Below are 14047 nucleotides of genomic sequence, written 5' to 3' on the forward strand. Positions count from 1 at the left end.
ACTTCCCGTATGGCTGACGACTGGGCGACGCAACGGGGAGAGGCTGTGCGGGTGCAGGCGGAGCGCCTCCACGCACGCCAGGACGCCGAGCACGCGCGGGCGTCCGCCCTGCTGCAGCAGTTCGTCGCCGCCGCGGTGGCTGCGGGCCTGGCTCCCGAAGAGCTCCAGGTCCGCGGCTACGGCGGCCGGGGCGTCGCACGGACCCCGCTGCGCGGCTGGTACCTGCGGGTCGACCGGACCGCGGGCGTGAGCACCGACGGCGACTTCTACGTGCTCACCGCGCCGCTCTCGCTGCTCGACCGCGTCCGCGGCGTGCGGCCGCTGCCGAAGAAGCCGCCGATGATCCTCGGCGCGGGCGGCAAGGACGGCGACTCGGTCGAGCTCGTCGACGCCCTGGAGCGCCTCCTGCCGGGCTGGCGGTCGCGGCGGCCATGACCGGGCGCGTACCGCTCGGGCAGGTCGTGCGCGGGCTCGCGGCCGTGCTCGTGCTGCTCCTCGCGGCGTGCGGCACGCCGGGCGAAGGCGTGTCGCTGCCGCCCACCCACGGGGTGCTCGACTACCAGCTCGGCGGCGCGTACACGCCGCCCGGCGGACTCGACGTCGTGGTGCGGGACGCCACTGCCGAGCCCGCCGACGGCGCGTACAGCGTCTGCTACGTCAACGGGTTCCAGACGCAGCCGGGCGACGACCGCTGGCTCGACCACGAGGACCTCCTCCTGCACGACGGCGACGGGAAGCTCGTCGTCGACCCGGCGTGGCCCGACGAGCACGTCCTGGACCCGTCGACCGCCGAGCGGCGGGAGCGGATCCTGGCTCTCGTCGGCCCGGTCGTGACGGGGTGCGCGGACGCGGGCTTCGACGCCGTCGAGCTGGACAACCTCGACACCTGGACGCGGTTCGACGACCCGTCGACCGGCGTCGTCGACGCGGCGGGCGCCCGTGCGCTGGCCGCCGCCTACGTCGCGCTCGCACACGACGCGGGCCTCGCCGTCGGCCAGAAGAACGCCGCCGAGGTCGCCGCGACCGCCCGGGACGAGCTCGGCTTCGACTTCGCGATCGCCGAGGAGTGCGTCGCGTACGACGAGTGCGACGCCTACACCGCCGCGTACGGCGAGCACGTCCTCGTGGTCGAGTACCCGGACACCCTCGGCGTGCCGTTCGAGGAGGCGTGCGCGGACCCCGGCACGCCACCCCTGACCATCCTGCGCGACCGCGCCCTCGTCACGCCCGACGACCCGGGGTACGTCTACGAGCACTGCTGAGTCGCTTGCACCCGGCCGCCCGGCGCGCCACCCGGCGAGCCGGGTGAAACCACGACCACCATCTGGGAACCGGTTGACGTGCATCCGGCCTGATCAGCAGGCTCCCGGTGCGGGCCCTCGCCTGTGTCAGACGCCGACGAAGCACGTCCGACCGGAAGGACAGCCATGCCCCCAACCGCTGCCAGCAGAGTCACCGCTCCCCTGCCGACCCGCCGCAGGAGGGCCGTCGCCCTCACGGTCACCGCGCTCGCTGCGGCTGGGCTGGTCTCCGGCATCGCCGGAGGCGTCGCCGCCGCGCAGGCCGACCCCACCGCCGCGACGGCGGTCCGGGACGCCATCGGCCCCAACGTCATCACGCCTCCGCCCAGCTCCCCGCCCGCCGGCACACCCCCGTCGCTGACGAGTCCCTGCCGGGTGCCGCCGCTCGACCCGGACACGTCGGTGTGGGCGCTGTGCTGGGTCACGTCCGCCGCCACGATCAACGGTCCGTGGGACCTGTACCAGCTCACCTGGGACGGCGAGTTCGAGCGTGTCCTCGGCGTCTCGGACTCGTGGTCCACGACCGTCGACGCTCCTCACGCGGGCCTCGTCACCACGTTCTTCCTCCAGGACGTCGGCCGGGTCGACCCTGCCTCCGACCTCGAGAACGCCACGTCGGTCGGCGGCCCCGTGCCTCCGCCCGCGATCCTCCAGCCCTCGGCGCCCGTCGCGGTGTCGTGCGGCACGACGACGGCACCCGCCGTCTGCTGGGACCCGGTGACGTCCGGCAGCCCGGTCGTGCGCTACGACGTCTTCCGGCGCGCCGCCGTCGGCTACGAGCGGGTCGCCACGGTGGACGGGACCACCACCCGCGCCGCCCTCCCGTCCCGCGTCTCGGGCGACGCGGTGCTCTACGTGGCCGCGTTCGACCACGCCGGTGGCATCAGCCCCGTGTCGGAGCCCGTGCAGGTCACGATCCCCGCCCACGTGTCCTGCGACGTCCGCCACCGCCACTACCCCTGGGACGCGGGCTTCACGTCGAACCTCACCGTCACGAACACCGGCTCCGCGCCGGTGGACGGCTGGACCCTCCGGTACGACCTCGCCGCCGGGCTGCAGCTCACCGGCGGCTGGAACGCGCTCTGGTCGCAGGCGTCCACCAAGGTCACCGCCGACAACGCGTCGTGGAACGCCGTGATCCCGCCCGGCCAGTCGGTCACGCTCGGGATGATCGGCTCCCGGCAGCCGGGACCGGTGTTCGTCCCGCCCACGACCTTCACGCTCGACGGCGTCGCCTGCACCACCTCCTGACCAAGCCTCCCGACCGGAAGGACCGCCATGTCCCGAACCGCTGCCGGCAGGGTCGCCGCAGCCGCCGCTCCCCCACCCACCCACCGCAGGACGGTCGCAGCCCTCGCCGTGGCCGCCCTCACCGCGATCGGCCTCGCCACCGGCGTGGTCGGCGGTGTCGCCGCGCAGGCTGCCGCCGCCGGCCATCTCCCGGGCGGGGCGGGGGCCGTGCAGGCGGTCGCCACCCCGGACCCGACCTCCACCTCGGACGTCCCCACCTGGGGCCGCCAGTGCCTGATCCCGCCGGTCGCTCCCGGCACCGCGATGTGGGTGCTGTGCTGGTGGCCTCCCTCGGCCACGCCGGACGGCCCCTGGGAGGTGCACCAGCTCATCTGGGACGGCGAGTTCGTGCGCGTCTCAGGCGCCTCGGACCCGCGGTCGGTGATCCTCGGGGCCCCGCGTCCAGGGCTCGCGGGCACCTTCTTCGTGCGCGACACGAGCCGGCTCACTCCTGCCTCCGACCTGCGCAACGAATGGTCGATGGGCGGCCCTGTCCCGACGCCGACGAACTGGCCCACCCCGACGCCCACGGCGGTCCCCCAGCCGTCGGCGCCCGCGGCACGACCATGCGGCACGACGACGGCACCCGCCGTCTGCTGGAACCCGGTGACCACGTACGGCAGCGCCGTCGTCCGCTACGACGTGTTCCGCAAGGTGCGCGACGGCTACGAGCGGGTCGCCCGGGTGGACGGGACCACCACGCGGGCCGACCTGCCGGGCCTCGCTCCGGGCGACCACGTGCTCCATGTCGCGGCGTTCGACGACGCCCGCGGCGTCAGCCCCGTGTCGGCGCCCGTGCGGGTGGCGGTCGAGGTGCCGCAGGTGTCGTGCGACGTCCGCTACCGCCACCACGTCTGGGGCACGGGCTTCACGTCGGACGTCACGATCACGAACACCGGCGCCACGCCCGTCGAGGGCTGGACGCTCCGGTACGACCTCGTCCCCGGACCGCAGGTCACGGGCGGCTGGAACGCGACCTGGGCGCAGTCCGGCGCCACCGTCACCGCGGCCAACGCGCAGTGGAACGCGGTGATCCTGCCCGGCGGCTCGGTCACGCTGGGGGCGCTCGGCACGCGACCGGCCGGTTCGGGGATCTCCCCGCCCAACGCGTTCACGCTCGACGGCGCGGCCTGCACCACCTCCTGAGCCGGCAGCGTCTCCCGAGCCGGCAGCGTCTCCCGAGAACAACCTTCGGCTCGCAACCAGCGCTGGTTGCGAGCCGAAGGTTGTTCTCGGCGGGCCGCTGCCGGCCGACGTCACGCCCCCGGCGGCCCGGCCAGGCCTACGCCCCCGGCCGGTCGATCACCCGGGACATCACCAGCGCCGTCCGGGTCTTCACGACGTGCGCGGCGGTGCGGATGCGCTCCACGGTGCTCTCGATCTCGGCCATGCTCGACGCCATGATGTGCACCATCGCGTCGGCGTCCCCCGTCACGGTCGACACGCGCACCACCTCGGGGATCGGCCCGAGCTCCCGTTCCAGCATGGCGGGCGACACGATGCCCGAGCAGAAGATCTCGACGTAGCCCTCGAGGATCCAGCCCATCGCCTGCGGGTCGACCCGGACGGTGAACCCGGCGATCTCGCCGCGCGCGAGCATGAGGTCCACCCGCCGCTTCACGGCGGGGGCCGAGAGGCCCACGGCGTTGCCGATCTCCTGGTACGTGGCGCGCCCGTCGAGGAGGAGCCGCTCGACGATCGCCCGGTTCAGTGCATCCATGAACGAATCGTTCAGCATGGGGGTCGATGACGCAAGAAACCTCTACGAAGTGCGCAACGGATGTGAGTACGTTGCGTGGTGGCGGAATCGTAGCCTCGGCCCTATGACGCAGCGCACCGCCTCACCCAGGCACTTCCTCATGTGTCCGCCCACCTACTTCGACGTGGTCTACGCCATCAACCCCTGGATGGACCTGTCGGGCTCGGTCGACACCGACCTCGCCGTCGCGCAGTGGGAGACCCTCAAGGCGACGTACGAGTCCCGCGGCCACCGGGTCGACGTGGTCCAGCCCGAGCCCGGGCTGCCCGACATGGTCTACGCGGCGAACGGCGGCATCGTCGTGGGCGGGCGCGCGCTCGCCGCGCGCTTCACGTTCCCCGAGCGCGCGGCCGAGGGCCCCGCGTACGAGCGCTGGTTCGCCACCGAGGGGGCGCCGGCCTACACGTCGCTCGGCCAGTCCGTCGAGGTCATGGAGGGCGAGGGCGACCTCCTCGTCGCCGGCGACCTGCTGCTCGCCGGCACCGGGTTCCGCACCACGCCCGCCGCGCACGCCGAGGTCGCGGAGCGCCTGGGCCTGGCCGAGCAGGGCATCACCCTCGTCCCGCTCGAGCTGGTCGACCCGCGCTACTACCACCTCGACACCGCCCTCGCGATGCTCGACGACGGATCGATCAGCGGCTCCCGCACCGTCGCGTACTACCCGGAGGCGTTCAGCCCCGCCGCCCAGGAGACCCTGCGCGAGCTCTTCCCGGACGCGGTGGTCGCGAGCGCCGAGGACGCCGCCGTCCTGGGCCTCAACATCGTGTCGGACGGTCTGCACGTGTTCCTCAGCGACCGCGCCACCCGTCTCGCCGACGACCTCAAGGACCGCGGGTTCGTGCCCGTCGGGATCGACCTGTCCGAGCTCCTCAAGGGTGGCGGCTCGGTGAAGTGCTGCACGCTCGAGCTGCGCCCCGCCGTCGGCCCCCTCACGCCGGAGATGACGCGATGACCACCGTCCCGTTCCTCGACGTCGCCGCGACCGCCCGCTGGGTGGCGCGCCGCGGCCCGGAGGCCGTGATCGCGGCCCTGACGGACGCGCTCGAGCGTGACTTCGCGCGCTGGCCGGAGCTCGACCGGCGGCCGCGGATCGCGACGCACTCTCCCGAGGGCGTCATCGAGCTCATGCCCGCGTCCGACGACGAGACGTACGGCTTCAAGCTCGTCAACGGCCACCCGAACAACCCGGCACGCGGGTTCCAGACGGTCACGGCGATCGGCATGCTCGCCGACGTGCACAACGGCTACCCGTCGTTCCTCGCCGAGATGACGCTGCTCACGGCGCTGCGGACGGCCGCGACGTCGGCCCTCGCGGCCCGGTACCTCGCCCCGGCGGGGGCGCGGACGCTCGCGCTGATCGGCTGCGGCTCGCAGGCGGAGTTCCAGGCGCTCGGCATGCGCGCCGAGCTCGGGATCGAGACGCTGCGCGTCTTCGACGTGGACCCGGCGGCCATGGACAAGCTGGCGCGGCACGCGAAGGCCCTGGGCTTCGACGTCGTCCTGGCCGACGACGCCGCTGACGCGGCCCGCGGCGCCCAGGTCATCACGACGTGCACCGCCGACAAGCAGAACGCGACGGTGCTGCACTACGCCGACGTACCCGCGGGCGTCCTGATCAACGGGATCGGCGGCGACTGCCCGGGCAAGACGGAGCTGGACCCGGCGATCGTCGCGCGGGCGAGCGTCTTCGTGGAGCTCACGGAGCAGACGCGCATCGAGGGCGAGATCCAGCGTCAGGCGCCCGACTTCCCGGTGACGGAGCTGTGGGAGGTCGTGACCGGCCGCTCGCCGGGTCGCCGCAGCGAGGACGAGCTGGTCGTGTGGGACTCGGTCGGGTTCGCCGTCGAGGACTGGAGCGCGCTGAAGTACGTGCGCGACGACGTGACGGCGTCGGCCCCGGAGCTGCTGCAGCACCTGGACCTCATCGCGGAGCCCGCCGACCCGAAGGACCTGTACTCGCTGGTGGCCGAGGCCTGAGGGGCAGGTCTCGCGGTGGCCACGGCCTGAGGGGGCGACGGAGCCCGAGGACACGACCAGGTAGCTGTTCCCCGACACGGGCGGAGACGGGGAACAGCTACCTGGTCGCGGCCGGGGGTCGCGGCCGGGGGCCGCGGCTCAGTGCGTGAGCTGGCCGCGGACCTCCCCGCCCGGGAACGTCGGCGTGTGCACGTTGACGTAGTACGAGCGCGGGTCGTCGTCGATGGCGGCGAGCAGGGCCGGGTCGGCCGTCACGCAGTCGTCGACCGTGAAGCTCGTGCCGGTCCCGACGCTGAGCGGCACCACGACGGGTCCCGCGACCTTGCGGGGCCCGACGTGGATGTGCGCGGCGACGGCATCCACCGACAGGTCCCGCACCTCCAGCGTGTAGCAGAGCGTGTCGCCCGCGATGGTGTACGTGAACGACCCGCTGGCGCCCGTGTCGGAGCCCGTCGTCTCCTGGCCGACGTTCAGCGGGACCCGGTTCGGCGACGCGTCGGCGGGCAGGCCGAGACCCACCACCATCAGGCCGACGCCGGCGGCCGCTCCCGTCAGCCGGCGGACGGCAGGGAACCTGTGCGTGGACATGGTCGATCCTCCTCGATCGTGGTTCTGTCGAGGGTGGAACGAGACGGGGCGGCGAACGGTTCACCCGCGCCCGCCGGGGGTCAGCCCAGACTCTCGTCCAGGCGGTCCAGGAGGTCCGCGAGCGCATTCCGGTCCGCGGCCTCCAGGCCCGCGACGAGCGTCTCCTCGTGCGTGAGCAGCTCGCCGACGACGCGCTCGACGAGCCGGTGCCCGGCATCCGTCAGCGTCACGGCCACCGCCCGGCGCGAGGCGTCCGACGTCGTCCGGGCCACCAGCCCGTCCCGTTCCGCGCGGGCGACGCGCTGGGAGATCGCCCCCGCGGTCACCAGGGTCTGGGCGGCCAGCTCGCGGGTGGTGAGCCGCCACGGCTCGCCGGCGCGGCGCAGGGTGGAGAGCAGGTCGAGGGTGGCGGGGTCGACGCCGAGCCGGTCGAGGGTGCGGCGCCGGTCGTCGGTCAGCCGCTTGGCCACGCGCCGCAGCGGGGTGAGGACCCGGATGGACGACGTCGGCACGCCGGGCAGCTCGCGTTCCCAGGCGTCGGCGATCTGGCGGGGCGACACCATGCGCCGGTCGTCAGAAGTCATCAGTCCGTCCTCTGCTCGGCTATGTTTAGACCTAAACCTACCGGATCGGAGATCAGCATGCCTCGTCTCGTCCTTGTCACCGGCGGCTCCGGCGGGATCGGCCGCGCCGTCGCCCGCGCGTTCGTCGCGGAGGGCGACGACGTCGTCCTCACCGGCCGGCACGCCGACACCCTCGAACCCGCCGCCACCGAGACCGGCGCCCGGGCGGCGCTGTACGACGTGGCGGACCCCGCGCAGGTGGAGGCCCTGGTCGCCGGTCTGCCCCGGCCCGTCGACGTCCTCGTCGCCCTCGCCCTCGCCGGGGGCAACACGGACTTCGACGCGGGCGCGCCGCCGGAGGGCCTCGCCGCGGTCGCCGGCGCCTGGCGGGCGAACCTCGACGCCAACCTGCTCAGCACGGTCCTCGTCGCCACCGCGGTGCTGGAGACGATGCCGTTCGGCGGGACCGTGGTGACGGTCGGCTCGATCGGGGCCGAGTACGCGTCGTCGTCCTACGGCGTCGCCAAGGCGGCGGTGCAGGCGTGGACGGCGGGGCTGTCGTCTTCCATCGGGCCGCGGGGCATCACCGCGAACTGCGTCGCGCCCGGCTACATCGAGGACACGGGCTACTTCAAGGGGCGGCTGACGGCCCAGCGCCGGGACACGCTGATCGCCGCGACGCACGACAAGCGCCCGGGCACGCCCGACGACGTCGCCGCGCTCGTCCGGTTCCTCGCCTCGCCCGGTGCCCGGCACATCACCGGCCAGACCCTGCACGTCAACGGCGGAGCCCGCACGACACGGTGAGGCCCGACGGGGCGTCAGTGGGTCAGCTTGAGCCCGATGATGCAGCCCACCAGGCCCGCGAGCAGCAGCAGGCGCACCACGGAGAACGGCTCGGTACCGGTCACCATCGCATAGGCGACGGTGAGTGCGGCACCGATGCCGACCCAGACGGCGTAGGCGGTGCCGACGGGCAGGTCGCGCATCGCGTAGGCGAGGCCCGCCATGCTCGCGACCAGGCTGACACCGAACACGAGGGTGGGTGCCAGGCGGGTGAAGCCTTCTGTGCGGCCGAGGGCGGTGGCCCACACGGCCTCGAGGATGCCGGAGACGACGAGAACGATCCAGGACACGGTGTACTCCCATGAGCCGTCTTGTCGCGCACCGGGTACGGCATCCCTCGTCCGGGGACCCTGGAAGGTCCTGACAAGGACCATGTCACACGGCCCCACCGCGGACAAGCGCCCCGCGTGGTGCCGTCGCTCACCACCCGGGGCGGCGTCGGTGTGGGACTCTGGGTCGAGGCCGACGTGGCGCTCGACGTCGACGGGCGGGCCGTTCCCGGCGTCCGGATGCCGGCCCTTCCGACCTCTCTCGGCCCGGTCGGCGGCATGGCGGCCCGCCTGGGCCCGGACACGCTGGTGGTGATCCACGACGCCCCGAGCGACGCGACGGTCGCCGTGCGAGTTGTCAGAACCTGCCCGGCGAATACACCGGGGAGCTTCTGACAGCTCGGGGCGGGCGGTGGTTGGAGCGGTCACGCGACCGGGACGAAGACGCGCATCGTCGACGGCCCCCGCTCCGCCCAGCGGTGGTACGGCACGAGCCGCACCTCGGTCCGGAGCCCGGTGCCCGACGCCGAAGGGCCGGGCCCGTACGGAGGTCGCCCGGACATGGGGTCCGGGAGGGCGAGGACGACCACCTGGGCGACCGCGCCGTCGTCGGCCGCGGTGAGCGGGGCGGTGACGTCAAGGCGGACGTCGTCGAGGGGGACGCCGTCGGGCAGGTCGACCGACTCGAGGCAGAGCACGAGCGGGCCGCGCTCGACCGCGACGCAGCCGCGGACCGCGTCGACGCGTGGGTCCGGCCAGGTGAGCCGGGGCGCGGTCGGCAGGTCCAGGGTGAGGGTGTCGCCCTCGGCGACGGCGACCTCCGCCCAGCCCGGCGCCACAGGCTCGGGCGAGGTGCCCGGGCGGGCGAGCGTGGCGCCGTCGGCCCACCGCGGGACGCGGAGACGGAGGGTGACGGGGCGCGCCGGGGCGGCCACGACCTCGACCGCGACCCGGCCGTCGGCGGGGTAGGCGGTGCTGACGCGGAGGACAAGCTCGCCGCCGTCGTCCAGGGCGACCCGGACGTCCCCGGCGGCGTACTGCAGGAGGGTCATGGTGTCGCCGTCGACCGATACGGCGTAGGCGTGCCACGACGCGAGGGTGCGCGCCACGTTGGTGGGGCAGCACGACACGTCGAACCAGGGGGCGCGCACGCCGCCCTCGGCGCGGGGGTTCTCGGCGTCGGGGCGCACGTCGGCGCCCTCGACCCGCTGCTGGAGGGGGTTGGCGTAGAAGAAGGCCTGGCCGTCGGACCGGGGCGACGTGGCGACCACGTTGTAGAAGGTGCGCTCCATGAGGTCGGCGTACCGCACGTCGCCCGTGGCGAGGTGGAGCCGCCACGACACCATGACGGAGGCGACGCCCGCGCAGGTCTCGCAGTAGGCCCGGTCCGGCGGGAGCTCCCAGTCGTCGCCGAAGCCCTCGTCCTGGTGGCGTGACCCCATGCCGCCCGTGAGGTAGGTGCGCCGCTCGACCGAGCGGTCCCACTGCCGGCGGACGGCGTCGAGGAGGTCGTCGTCGCCGGTGTCGACGGCCACGTCCACCGCCCCGGCCGCGAGGTAGAGAGCGCGCACGGCGTGCCCGCGCCAGGCGTCCGCCTCGCGGACCGGCTGGTCGTCCTGGAAGTAGGCGGCGCTCTGGAGGGGCGGCGGAACGAGCAGGCCCCGGCCCCGGCGCTCCACGAAGAGGCGTGCCTGCTCGGTGTAGCGCGGCTCGCCGAGGGCGCGGCCGAGCTCGGCCAGGCCCAGCTCGATCTCCGGGTGCCCGCAGAGACCCTCCCGCCCGCCCGGGCCGAACTCGCGGCACACCTGGTCGGCCGCGCGGCGGGCGACCTCGACGAGGAGGTCCTCCCCCACGGTCCGCACCCGGGCCACCGCCGCCTGCAGCAGGTGGCCGGTGCAGTACAGTTCGTGCCCGCTCGCCAGGTCCGTGTACCGGCCCGGCCGACCCACGTGCCCGAAGCACGTGTTGAGGTAGCCGTCCGGGTCCTGCGCGGCCGCGACCCGGCGGACCAGGTCCTGGAGCATGGCGTCCGTGCCCGGGTCGCCCGTGCGGGCGTACTCCCAGGCCAGCGCCTCGATCAGCTTGTACACCTCGGAGTCGGAGAACTGCCAGCCGGGCCGGTGCCCGGCCGTGGTGCCCGCGGCGACCCGGTCGAAGCTCGCGACCCAGCCGAGCTTCTCCATCCAGTCGAGGCAGTGCCGCAGGCTCGACCGGGCGTTGGTCTCCTGCAGCCCGCCCCAGAACCCGCCGACGAGACGGACCTCGCCGGTCCCGGCGCCCCGGTGGGTCCCGGGCGGGACGACGGGGCGTGCGGTGGTGTGGTTGTTCACTGATCAGTCCTTCACGGCGCCGGCGGTCATGCCCGCCGCGACGTAGCGCTGGGCGACGACCAGGAGGATCGCCGCGGGGACGGAGGCCACGACGGCCGTGGCCATGATCGAGTTCCACTGCGTCGTGTTGTTGCCGATGTACTGGTAGATGCCGAGGGTGATCGGGACGAGGTCGCCGTTCCGGTCGAGGGTCGACGCGAAGATGAAGTCGGACCACGCCCAGAGGAACGCGAACAGCGACACGGTGATGGTGGAGTTCCGGCTGACCGGCACCACGATCGAGCGGAACGTGCGCCAGTGGCCCGCGCCGTCGACCCGGGCGGCCTGGATCAGCTCCCGCGGGATGCCCGACATGAACGCCGTGTACAGGAGCACGCCGAAGGGCATGGCGATCGTCGAGTCCGCGACGATGAGCCCGCCGATCGTGTTGAGCAGGCCGAGCCGCACATAGACGGCGTAGAAGCCCATCGCCATCACGACGGCCGGGATCATCTGGGCCACCAGGAGGACGAAGCTGAGCGCGCCCGCGCCGGGCAGCCGGAGCAGCGCGATGGCGTAGCCCGCCGGGGCGGAGATCGCCACGGTGAGGACCACGCAGCCGAGGCCGACGAGGATGCTCGTGCCGAGAGCCGGGAGCTGGTCGTCCAGGACGGCGCGGTAGCCGTCGAGCGTGGGGTCCCACGGGAACCAGTGCGGCGGGTCGGCCCGCAGGTCTCGCGTCTGCGTGAACGAGACGTTGACCATCCAGTAGACGGGGAAGAGCATGAAGGCGGTGAGGACCACGCCGAGCACGGTCTTCCACCAGGGGCGGCGGCCGGTCATGAGACCTCCTGTCGGCGCTGGAGCTGCAGGTGCAGCACCCCGAAGACGAGGGCGATGAGGATGAGGACGTTGCCCACGGCGGCCGCGGGCGAGAAGTCGGGCTGGCCCGTGCCGAACGCCTCCCGGTATGACCAGACGGCGAGGGTCGTGGTCGAGTTGCCCGGCCCGCCGGTGGTCATGATCCAGATGACGTCGACGACCTTGAGCGTGTAGACGAGCCCGAGCAGCAGGGTGATCGCCGAGACCGGGCGCAGGAGCGGCACGGTGATGCTCCAGAACTGCTTCCACGGACCCGCGCCGTCGAGCGAGGCCGCCTCGTAGACCTCGCCGGGGATGTTCTGCAGGCCCGAGTAGAGGATGACGAGGTTGAACGGGATGCCGAGCCAGATGTTGGCCACGGTCACCGCGACCAGTGCCGTGTCGGGCGACGTGAGCCAGTTGATCTGCGGCGCGCCGAACGCCCCGAGCACGGTGTTCACGATGCCGTTCTCGCTGCTCAGCATCCACGCCCACGTCGACGACGACACGATGAGCGGCAGCAGCCACGGCACCAGGAACATGGCGCGCAGCAGGCCGGACAGCCGGAACCCGGACCGGAAGAAGACCGCCAGGGCCAGGCCGATCACGTACTGGAAGGCGATCGACACGACGGTGAAGAACGCGGTGTTCCACAGCGCCACGGGGAAGGTGGCCGAGGAGAACACCTCGGCGTACTTCTCGAACCCGACGAACTCGGCGTTCCCCTGGACGAACGCCCGGATCGTGTAGTCGTGGACGCTGAGGTCGACGTTGCGCCACAGCGGGAACGCGTAGAAGAGGATCAGGTACACCAGGAGCGGCGCGGCGAAGCCGACGGCGGCCCACTGGGTCGCCGAGGGCCCGCGTCGGCGTGCCTCGAGGGTGGTCATCAGGAGTTCCTTCGTCAGTCTCTGCGGTCGGGCCAGGCCGGCCCGGACCCCTCGGGCGTGGGCCGACGGCGGATGGTCGCCCGCCGTCGGCCCCTGCGGGCTCAGCTCGTCGCGGCCGCGGCGTCGGCCTGCGCGGTCTCCAGCGCCTCCTGCGGGGTGGCCGCGCCGGACAGGGCGTTCTGGACGGCCGTCCAGAGGGCCTCGGAGATCACCGGGTAGTCGGTGCCGAGGTCGTCCGAGGTGCGGCCCTTGGCGTCCTGCACCGCGGCGACCCACGGCTCCAGGTCCGGGTTCTCGGCGAGCAGCGCCTCCTGGCCCTCGGCCGTGGGCGGCACGTAGTACGCGAACGTGCTCGCCGTCTCGACGAAGCCCTCGGGCGTCGTCATGCACTCCACGATCTGGCGCGTGACCTCGTAGCGGGCCGCGTCCTCCTGGACCGGGGCCACGATGAACTCGCCGCCGGTCGGCGCCGGGGCGCCGCCACCGTCCTGGGCGGGGATCTGGATGATGCCCGTCTCGAAACCGGCCTCGGCCGCGGAGTTCACCTGCCAGGTGCCGTTCTCGGCGAAGGCGTACTCGCCGGTGAGGAACTCCTCCCACGTCGTGTTCTGGGAGTTGCTGATCACCGAGTTGGGCGCGTAGCCCTTGTCGAGCCAGCCCTTCCAGAGCTCGACGGCGGCGAGCGCCTCCGGCGAGTCGAGCTCGCGCAGGTCGGCCCCGGCGCCCCAGAACCACGGGAGGAACTGGAACGAGCCCTCCTCGGTGCCGATCGCGGCGAAGGTGATGCCCTTCTTGCCTGCTCCGGTGACCTTCTCGAGGGCGGCGGTGAGCGCGTCCCAGTCGGTGACGGTCGCCGGGTCCACGCCGGCCGCGTCGAGGACAGCCTTGTTGTAGTAGAGCGCGAGGGTGTTGGCGCCGATCGGGATGCCGTAGGCGTCTCCCCCGACCACGCCCGCGGCGAGCAGGTTCTCGTCGACTGCGGAGGTGTCGAGCCCGAGCTCGTCCACCGTGGTGAGCATCCCCGTGTCGGCCAGGGTGGAGACGGCCGGGTTGTCGAGGAGGATCACGTCGGGCGAGGTGCCTTCCTGGGCCGCGAGGAGGGCCTGGTTGGTGAGCGCGGTGGTGTCGTACGCGGTGCGCTCGATCGTCACGCCCGCCTCCTCGCCGCAGGCCTGGACGCGGCCGGCCCAGTCGGAGGAGTCCTCGTGCTGGGGGTACGGGTCCCACCAGGTGTAGGTGGCGTCGGTCCCGCTGGTCTCCGTGCCGTCGGCGGTGCCGGACGAGCACGCGCCGAGCAGGCCGAGCATGACGGTCGCTACCCCGGCGGTGAGCGGCAGGCGGATGGTCCTGCGCGTCGTGTGGTGCATCGCTGTTCCTCCTTGAACAAGGTCCGG

Annotated in this window: 16 protein-coding genes and 1 riboswitch; of the genes, 8 read left to right on the plus strand and 8 right to left on the minus strand. The window is 73.3% G+C overall.

The window, feature by feature from the left end; translation table 11 throughout:
• Nucleotides 1-9 precede the first annotated feature (9 nt).
• The 4 genes from D1350_RS10790 (at nucleotide 10) to D1350_RS24745 (ending at nucleotide 3737) form a co-directional block, all read left to right on the plus strand.
• Nucleotides 10-435: a hypothetical protein gene (locus tag D1350_RS10790; RefSeq protein ID WP_125776003.1), complete on the plus strand. Its 426-nt coding sequence runs from the start codon at nucleotides 10-12 to the stop codon at nucleotides 433-435.
• Nucleotides 432-1262, plus strand: coding sequence for an endo alpha-1,4 polygalactosaminidase (locus tag D1350_RS10795; RefSeq protein WP_125776004.1), 831 nt, complete (start codon nucleotides 432-434; stop codon nucleotides 1260-1262). Before D1350_RS10790 ends, D1350_RS10795 begins: the two co-directional genes overlap by 4 nt.
• Nucleotides 1263-1427: 165 nt before the next feature.
• Nucleotides 1428-2552: a cellulose binding domain-containing protein gene (locus D1350_RS10800; RefSeq protein WP_125776005.1), complete on the plus strand. Its 1125-nt coding sequence runs from the start codon at nucleotides 1428-1430 to the stop codon at nucleotides 2550-2552.
• 27 nt (nucleotides 2553-2579) lie between these two features.
• Nucleotides 2580-3737, plus strand: coding sequence for a cellulose binding domain-containing protein (locus D1350_RS24745; RefSeq protein ID WP_125776006.1), 1158 nt, complete (start codon nucleotides 2580-2582; stop codon nucleotides 3735-3737).
• A 136-nt stretch (nucleotides 3738-3873) separates the two neighbouring features.
• Here the strand turns inward: D1350_RS24745 and D1350_RS10810 are convergent, their stop codons facing one another.
• Entirely contained in the window at nucleotides 3874-4311 is a 438-nt protein-coding gene (locus D1350_RS10810; RefSeq protein WP_125776007.1) for an Lrp/AsnC family transcriptional regulator, read from the minus strand.
• A 103-nt stretch (nucleotides 4312-4414) separates the two neighbouring features.
• On the opposite strand from D1350_RS10810, the gene ddaH reads away from it, so the two are divergent.
• Together ddaH and D1350_RS10820 are read left to right on the plus strand one after the other, a co-directional pair.
• Nucleotides 4415-5302 (plus strand): dimethylargininase, encoded by an 888-nt coding sequence (gene ddaH, locus D1350_RS10815; RefSeq protein WP_125776008.1) that lies wholly within the window; start codon nucleotides 4415-4417, stop codon nucleotides 5300-5302.
• The gene (locus D1350_RS10820; RefSeq protein ID WP_125776009.1) at nucleotides 5299-6327 is read left to right on the plus strand and encodes an ornithine cyclodeaminase; all 1029 of its coding nucleotides are present in this window, start codon (nucleotides 5299-5301) and stop codon (nucleotides 6325-6327) included. Before ddaH ends, D1350_RS10820 begins: the two co-directional genes overlap by 4 nt.
• A gap of 138 nt (nucleotides 6328-6465) precedes the next feature.
• On the opposite strand, the gene D1350_RS10825 is transcribed toward D1350_RS10820, so the two are convergent.
• The gene (locus D1350_RS10825) at nucleotides 6466-6915 is read right to left on the minus strand and encodes a CHRD domain-containing protein (RefSeq protein ID WP_125776010.1); all 450 of its coding nucleotides are present in this window, start codon (nucleotides 6913-6915) and stop codon (nucleotides 6466-6468) included.
• An 80-nt stretch (nucleotides 6916-6995) separates the two neighbouring features.
• Entirely contained in the window at nucleotides 6996-7499 is a 504-nt protein-coding gene (locus D1350_RS10830) for a MarR family winged helix-turn-helix transcriptional regulator (protein WP_125776011.1), read from the minus strand.
• 57 nt (nucleotides 7500-7556) lie between these two features.
• Between D1350_RS10830 and D1350_RS10835 the strand changes: the two genes are divergently transcribed.
• The gene (locus D1350_RS10835) at nucleotides 7557-8285 is read left to right on the plus strand and encodes an SDR family NAD(P)-dependent oxidoreductase (protein WP_125776012.1); all 729 of its coding nucleotides are present in this window, start codon (nucleotides 7557-7559) and stop codon (nucleotides 8283-8285) included.
• Between the two features lie 14 nt (nucleotides 8286-8299).
• On the opposite strand, the gene D1350_RS10840 is transcribed toward D1350_RS10835, so the two are convergent.
• A complete protein-coding gene (locus D1350_RS10840; protein WP_125776013.1) occupies nucleotides 8300-8614 on the minus strand; it encodes a DMT family transporter in 315 nt (104 codons plus the stop codon).
• A 10-nt stretch (nucleotides 8615-8624) separates the two neighbouring features.
• Nucleotides 8625-8688, minus strand: a riboswitch (guanidine-III (ykkC-III) riboswitch).
• Between the two features lie 43 nt (nucleotides 8689-8731).
• On the opposite strand from D1350_RS10840, the gene D1350_RS10845 reads away from it, so the two are divergent.
• Nucleotides 8732-8989 carry a hypothetical protein gene (locus D1350_RS10845; protein WP_125776014.1) on the plus strand — a complete coding sequence of 86 codons (258 nt, stop codon included), beginning with the start codon at nucleotides 8732-8734 and terminating at the stop codon, nucleotides 8987-8989.
• Nucleotides 8990-9018: 29 nt separating this feature from the next.
• Here the strand turns inward: D1350_RS10845 and D1350_RS10850 are convergent, their stop codons facing one another.
• From D1350_RS10850 to D1350_RS10865, 4 genes are all read right to left on the minus strand, one after another.
• The gene (locus D1350_RS10850) at nucleotides 9019-10923 is read right to left on the minus strand and encodes a glycoside hydrolase family 127 protein (RefSeq protein WP_125776015.1); all 1905 of its coding nucleotides are present in this window, start codon (nucleotides 10921-10923) and stop codon (nucleotides 9019-9021) included.
• Nucleotides 10924-10926: 3 nt separating this feature from the next.
• Complete coding sequence (locus D1350_RS10855) at nucleotides 10927-11745, minus strand: carbohydrate ABC transporter permease (RefSeq protein ID WP_125776016.1); 819 nt, start codon at nucleotides 11743-11745, stop codon at nucleotides 10927-10929.
• Nucleotides 11742-12653 (minus strand): carbohydrate ABC transporter permease, encoded by a 912-nt coding sequence (locus D1350_RS10860; protein ID WP_125776017.1) that lies wholly within the window; start codon nucleotides 12651-12653, stop codon nucleotides 11742-11744. The genes D1350_RS10855 and D1350_RS10860 overlap by 4 nt, the downstream gene beginning before the upstream one ends.
• A gap of 101 nt (nucleotides 12654-12754) precedes the next feature.
• Nucleotides 12755-14020, minus strand: a complete 1266-nt coding sequence (locus D1350_RS10865; RefSeq protein ID WP_125776018.1) for a sugar ABC transporter substrate-binding protein — start codon at nucleotides 14018-14020, stop codon at nucleotides 12755-12757.
• Between the last annotated feature and the right edge of the window lie 27 nt (nucleotides 14021-14047).

This window comes from Antribacter gilvus (assembly GCF_003946865.1).
In the GTDB taxonomy this organism is placed as follows: Bacteria; Actinomycetota; Actinomycetes; order Actinomycetales; family Cellulomonadaceae; genus Antribacter; species Antribacter gilvus.

Coding starts and splice junctions, on each gene's coding strand:
- D1350_RS10825 (WP_125776010.1), bottom strand. CDS start 6,915: ATGTCCACGCACAGGTTCCCTGCCGTCCGCCGGCTGACGGGAGCGGCC.
- D1350_RS10865 (WP_125776018.1), bottom strand. CDS start 14,020: ATGCACCACACGACGCGCAGGACCATCCGCCTGCCGCTCACCGCCGGG.
- D1350_RS10790 (WP_125776003.1), top strand. CDS start 10: ATGGCTGACGACTGGGCGACGCAACGGGGAGAGGCTGTGCGGGTGCAG.
- D1350_RS10830 (WP_125776011.1), bottom strand. CDS start 7,499: ATGACTTCTGACGACCGGCGCATGGTGTCGCCCCGCCAGATCGCCGAC.
- D1350_RS10855 (WP_125776016.1), bottom strand. CDS start 11,745: ATGACCGGCCGCCGCCCCTGGTGGAAGACCGTGCTCGGCGTGGTCCTC.
- D1350_RS10810 (WP_125776007.1), bottom strand. CDS start 4,311: ATGGATGCACTGAACCGGGCGATCGTCGAGCGGCTCCTCCTCGACGGG.
- D1350_RS24745 (WP_125776006.1), top strand. CDS start 2,580: ATGTCCCGAACCGCTGCCGGCAGGGTCGCCGCAGCCGCCGCTCCCCCA.
- D1350_RS10860 (WP_125776017.1), bottom strand. CDS start 12,653: ATGACCACCCTCGAGGCACGCCGACGCGGGCCCTCGGCGACCCAGTGG.
- D1350_RS10835 (WP_125776012.1), top strand. CDS start 7,557: ATGCCTCGTCTCGTCCTTGTCACCGGCGGCTCCGGCGGGATCGGCCGC.
- D1350_RS10795 (WP_125776004.1), top strand. CDS start 432: ATGACCGGGCGCGTACCGCTCGGGCAGGTCGTGCGCGGGCTCGCGGCC.
- ddaH (WP_125776008.1), top strand. CDS start 4,415: ATGACGCAGCGCACCGCCTCACCCAGGCACTTCCTCATGTGTCCGCCC.
- D1350_RS10800 (WP_125776005.1), top strand. CDS start 1,428: ATGCCCCCAACCGCTGCCAGCAGAGTCACCGCTCCCCTGCCGACCCGC.
- D1350_RS10820 (WP_125776009.1), top strand. CDS start 5,299: ATGACCACCGTCCCGTTCCTCGACGTCGCCGCGACCGCCCGCTGGGTG.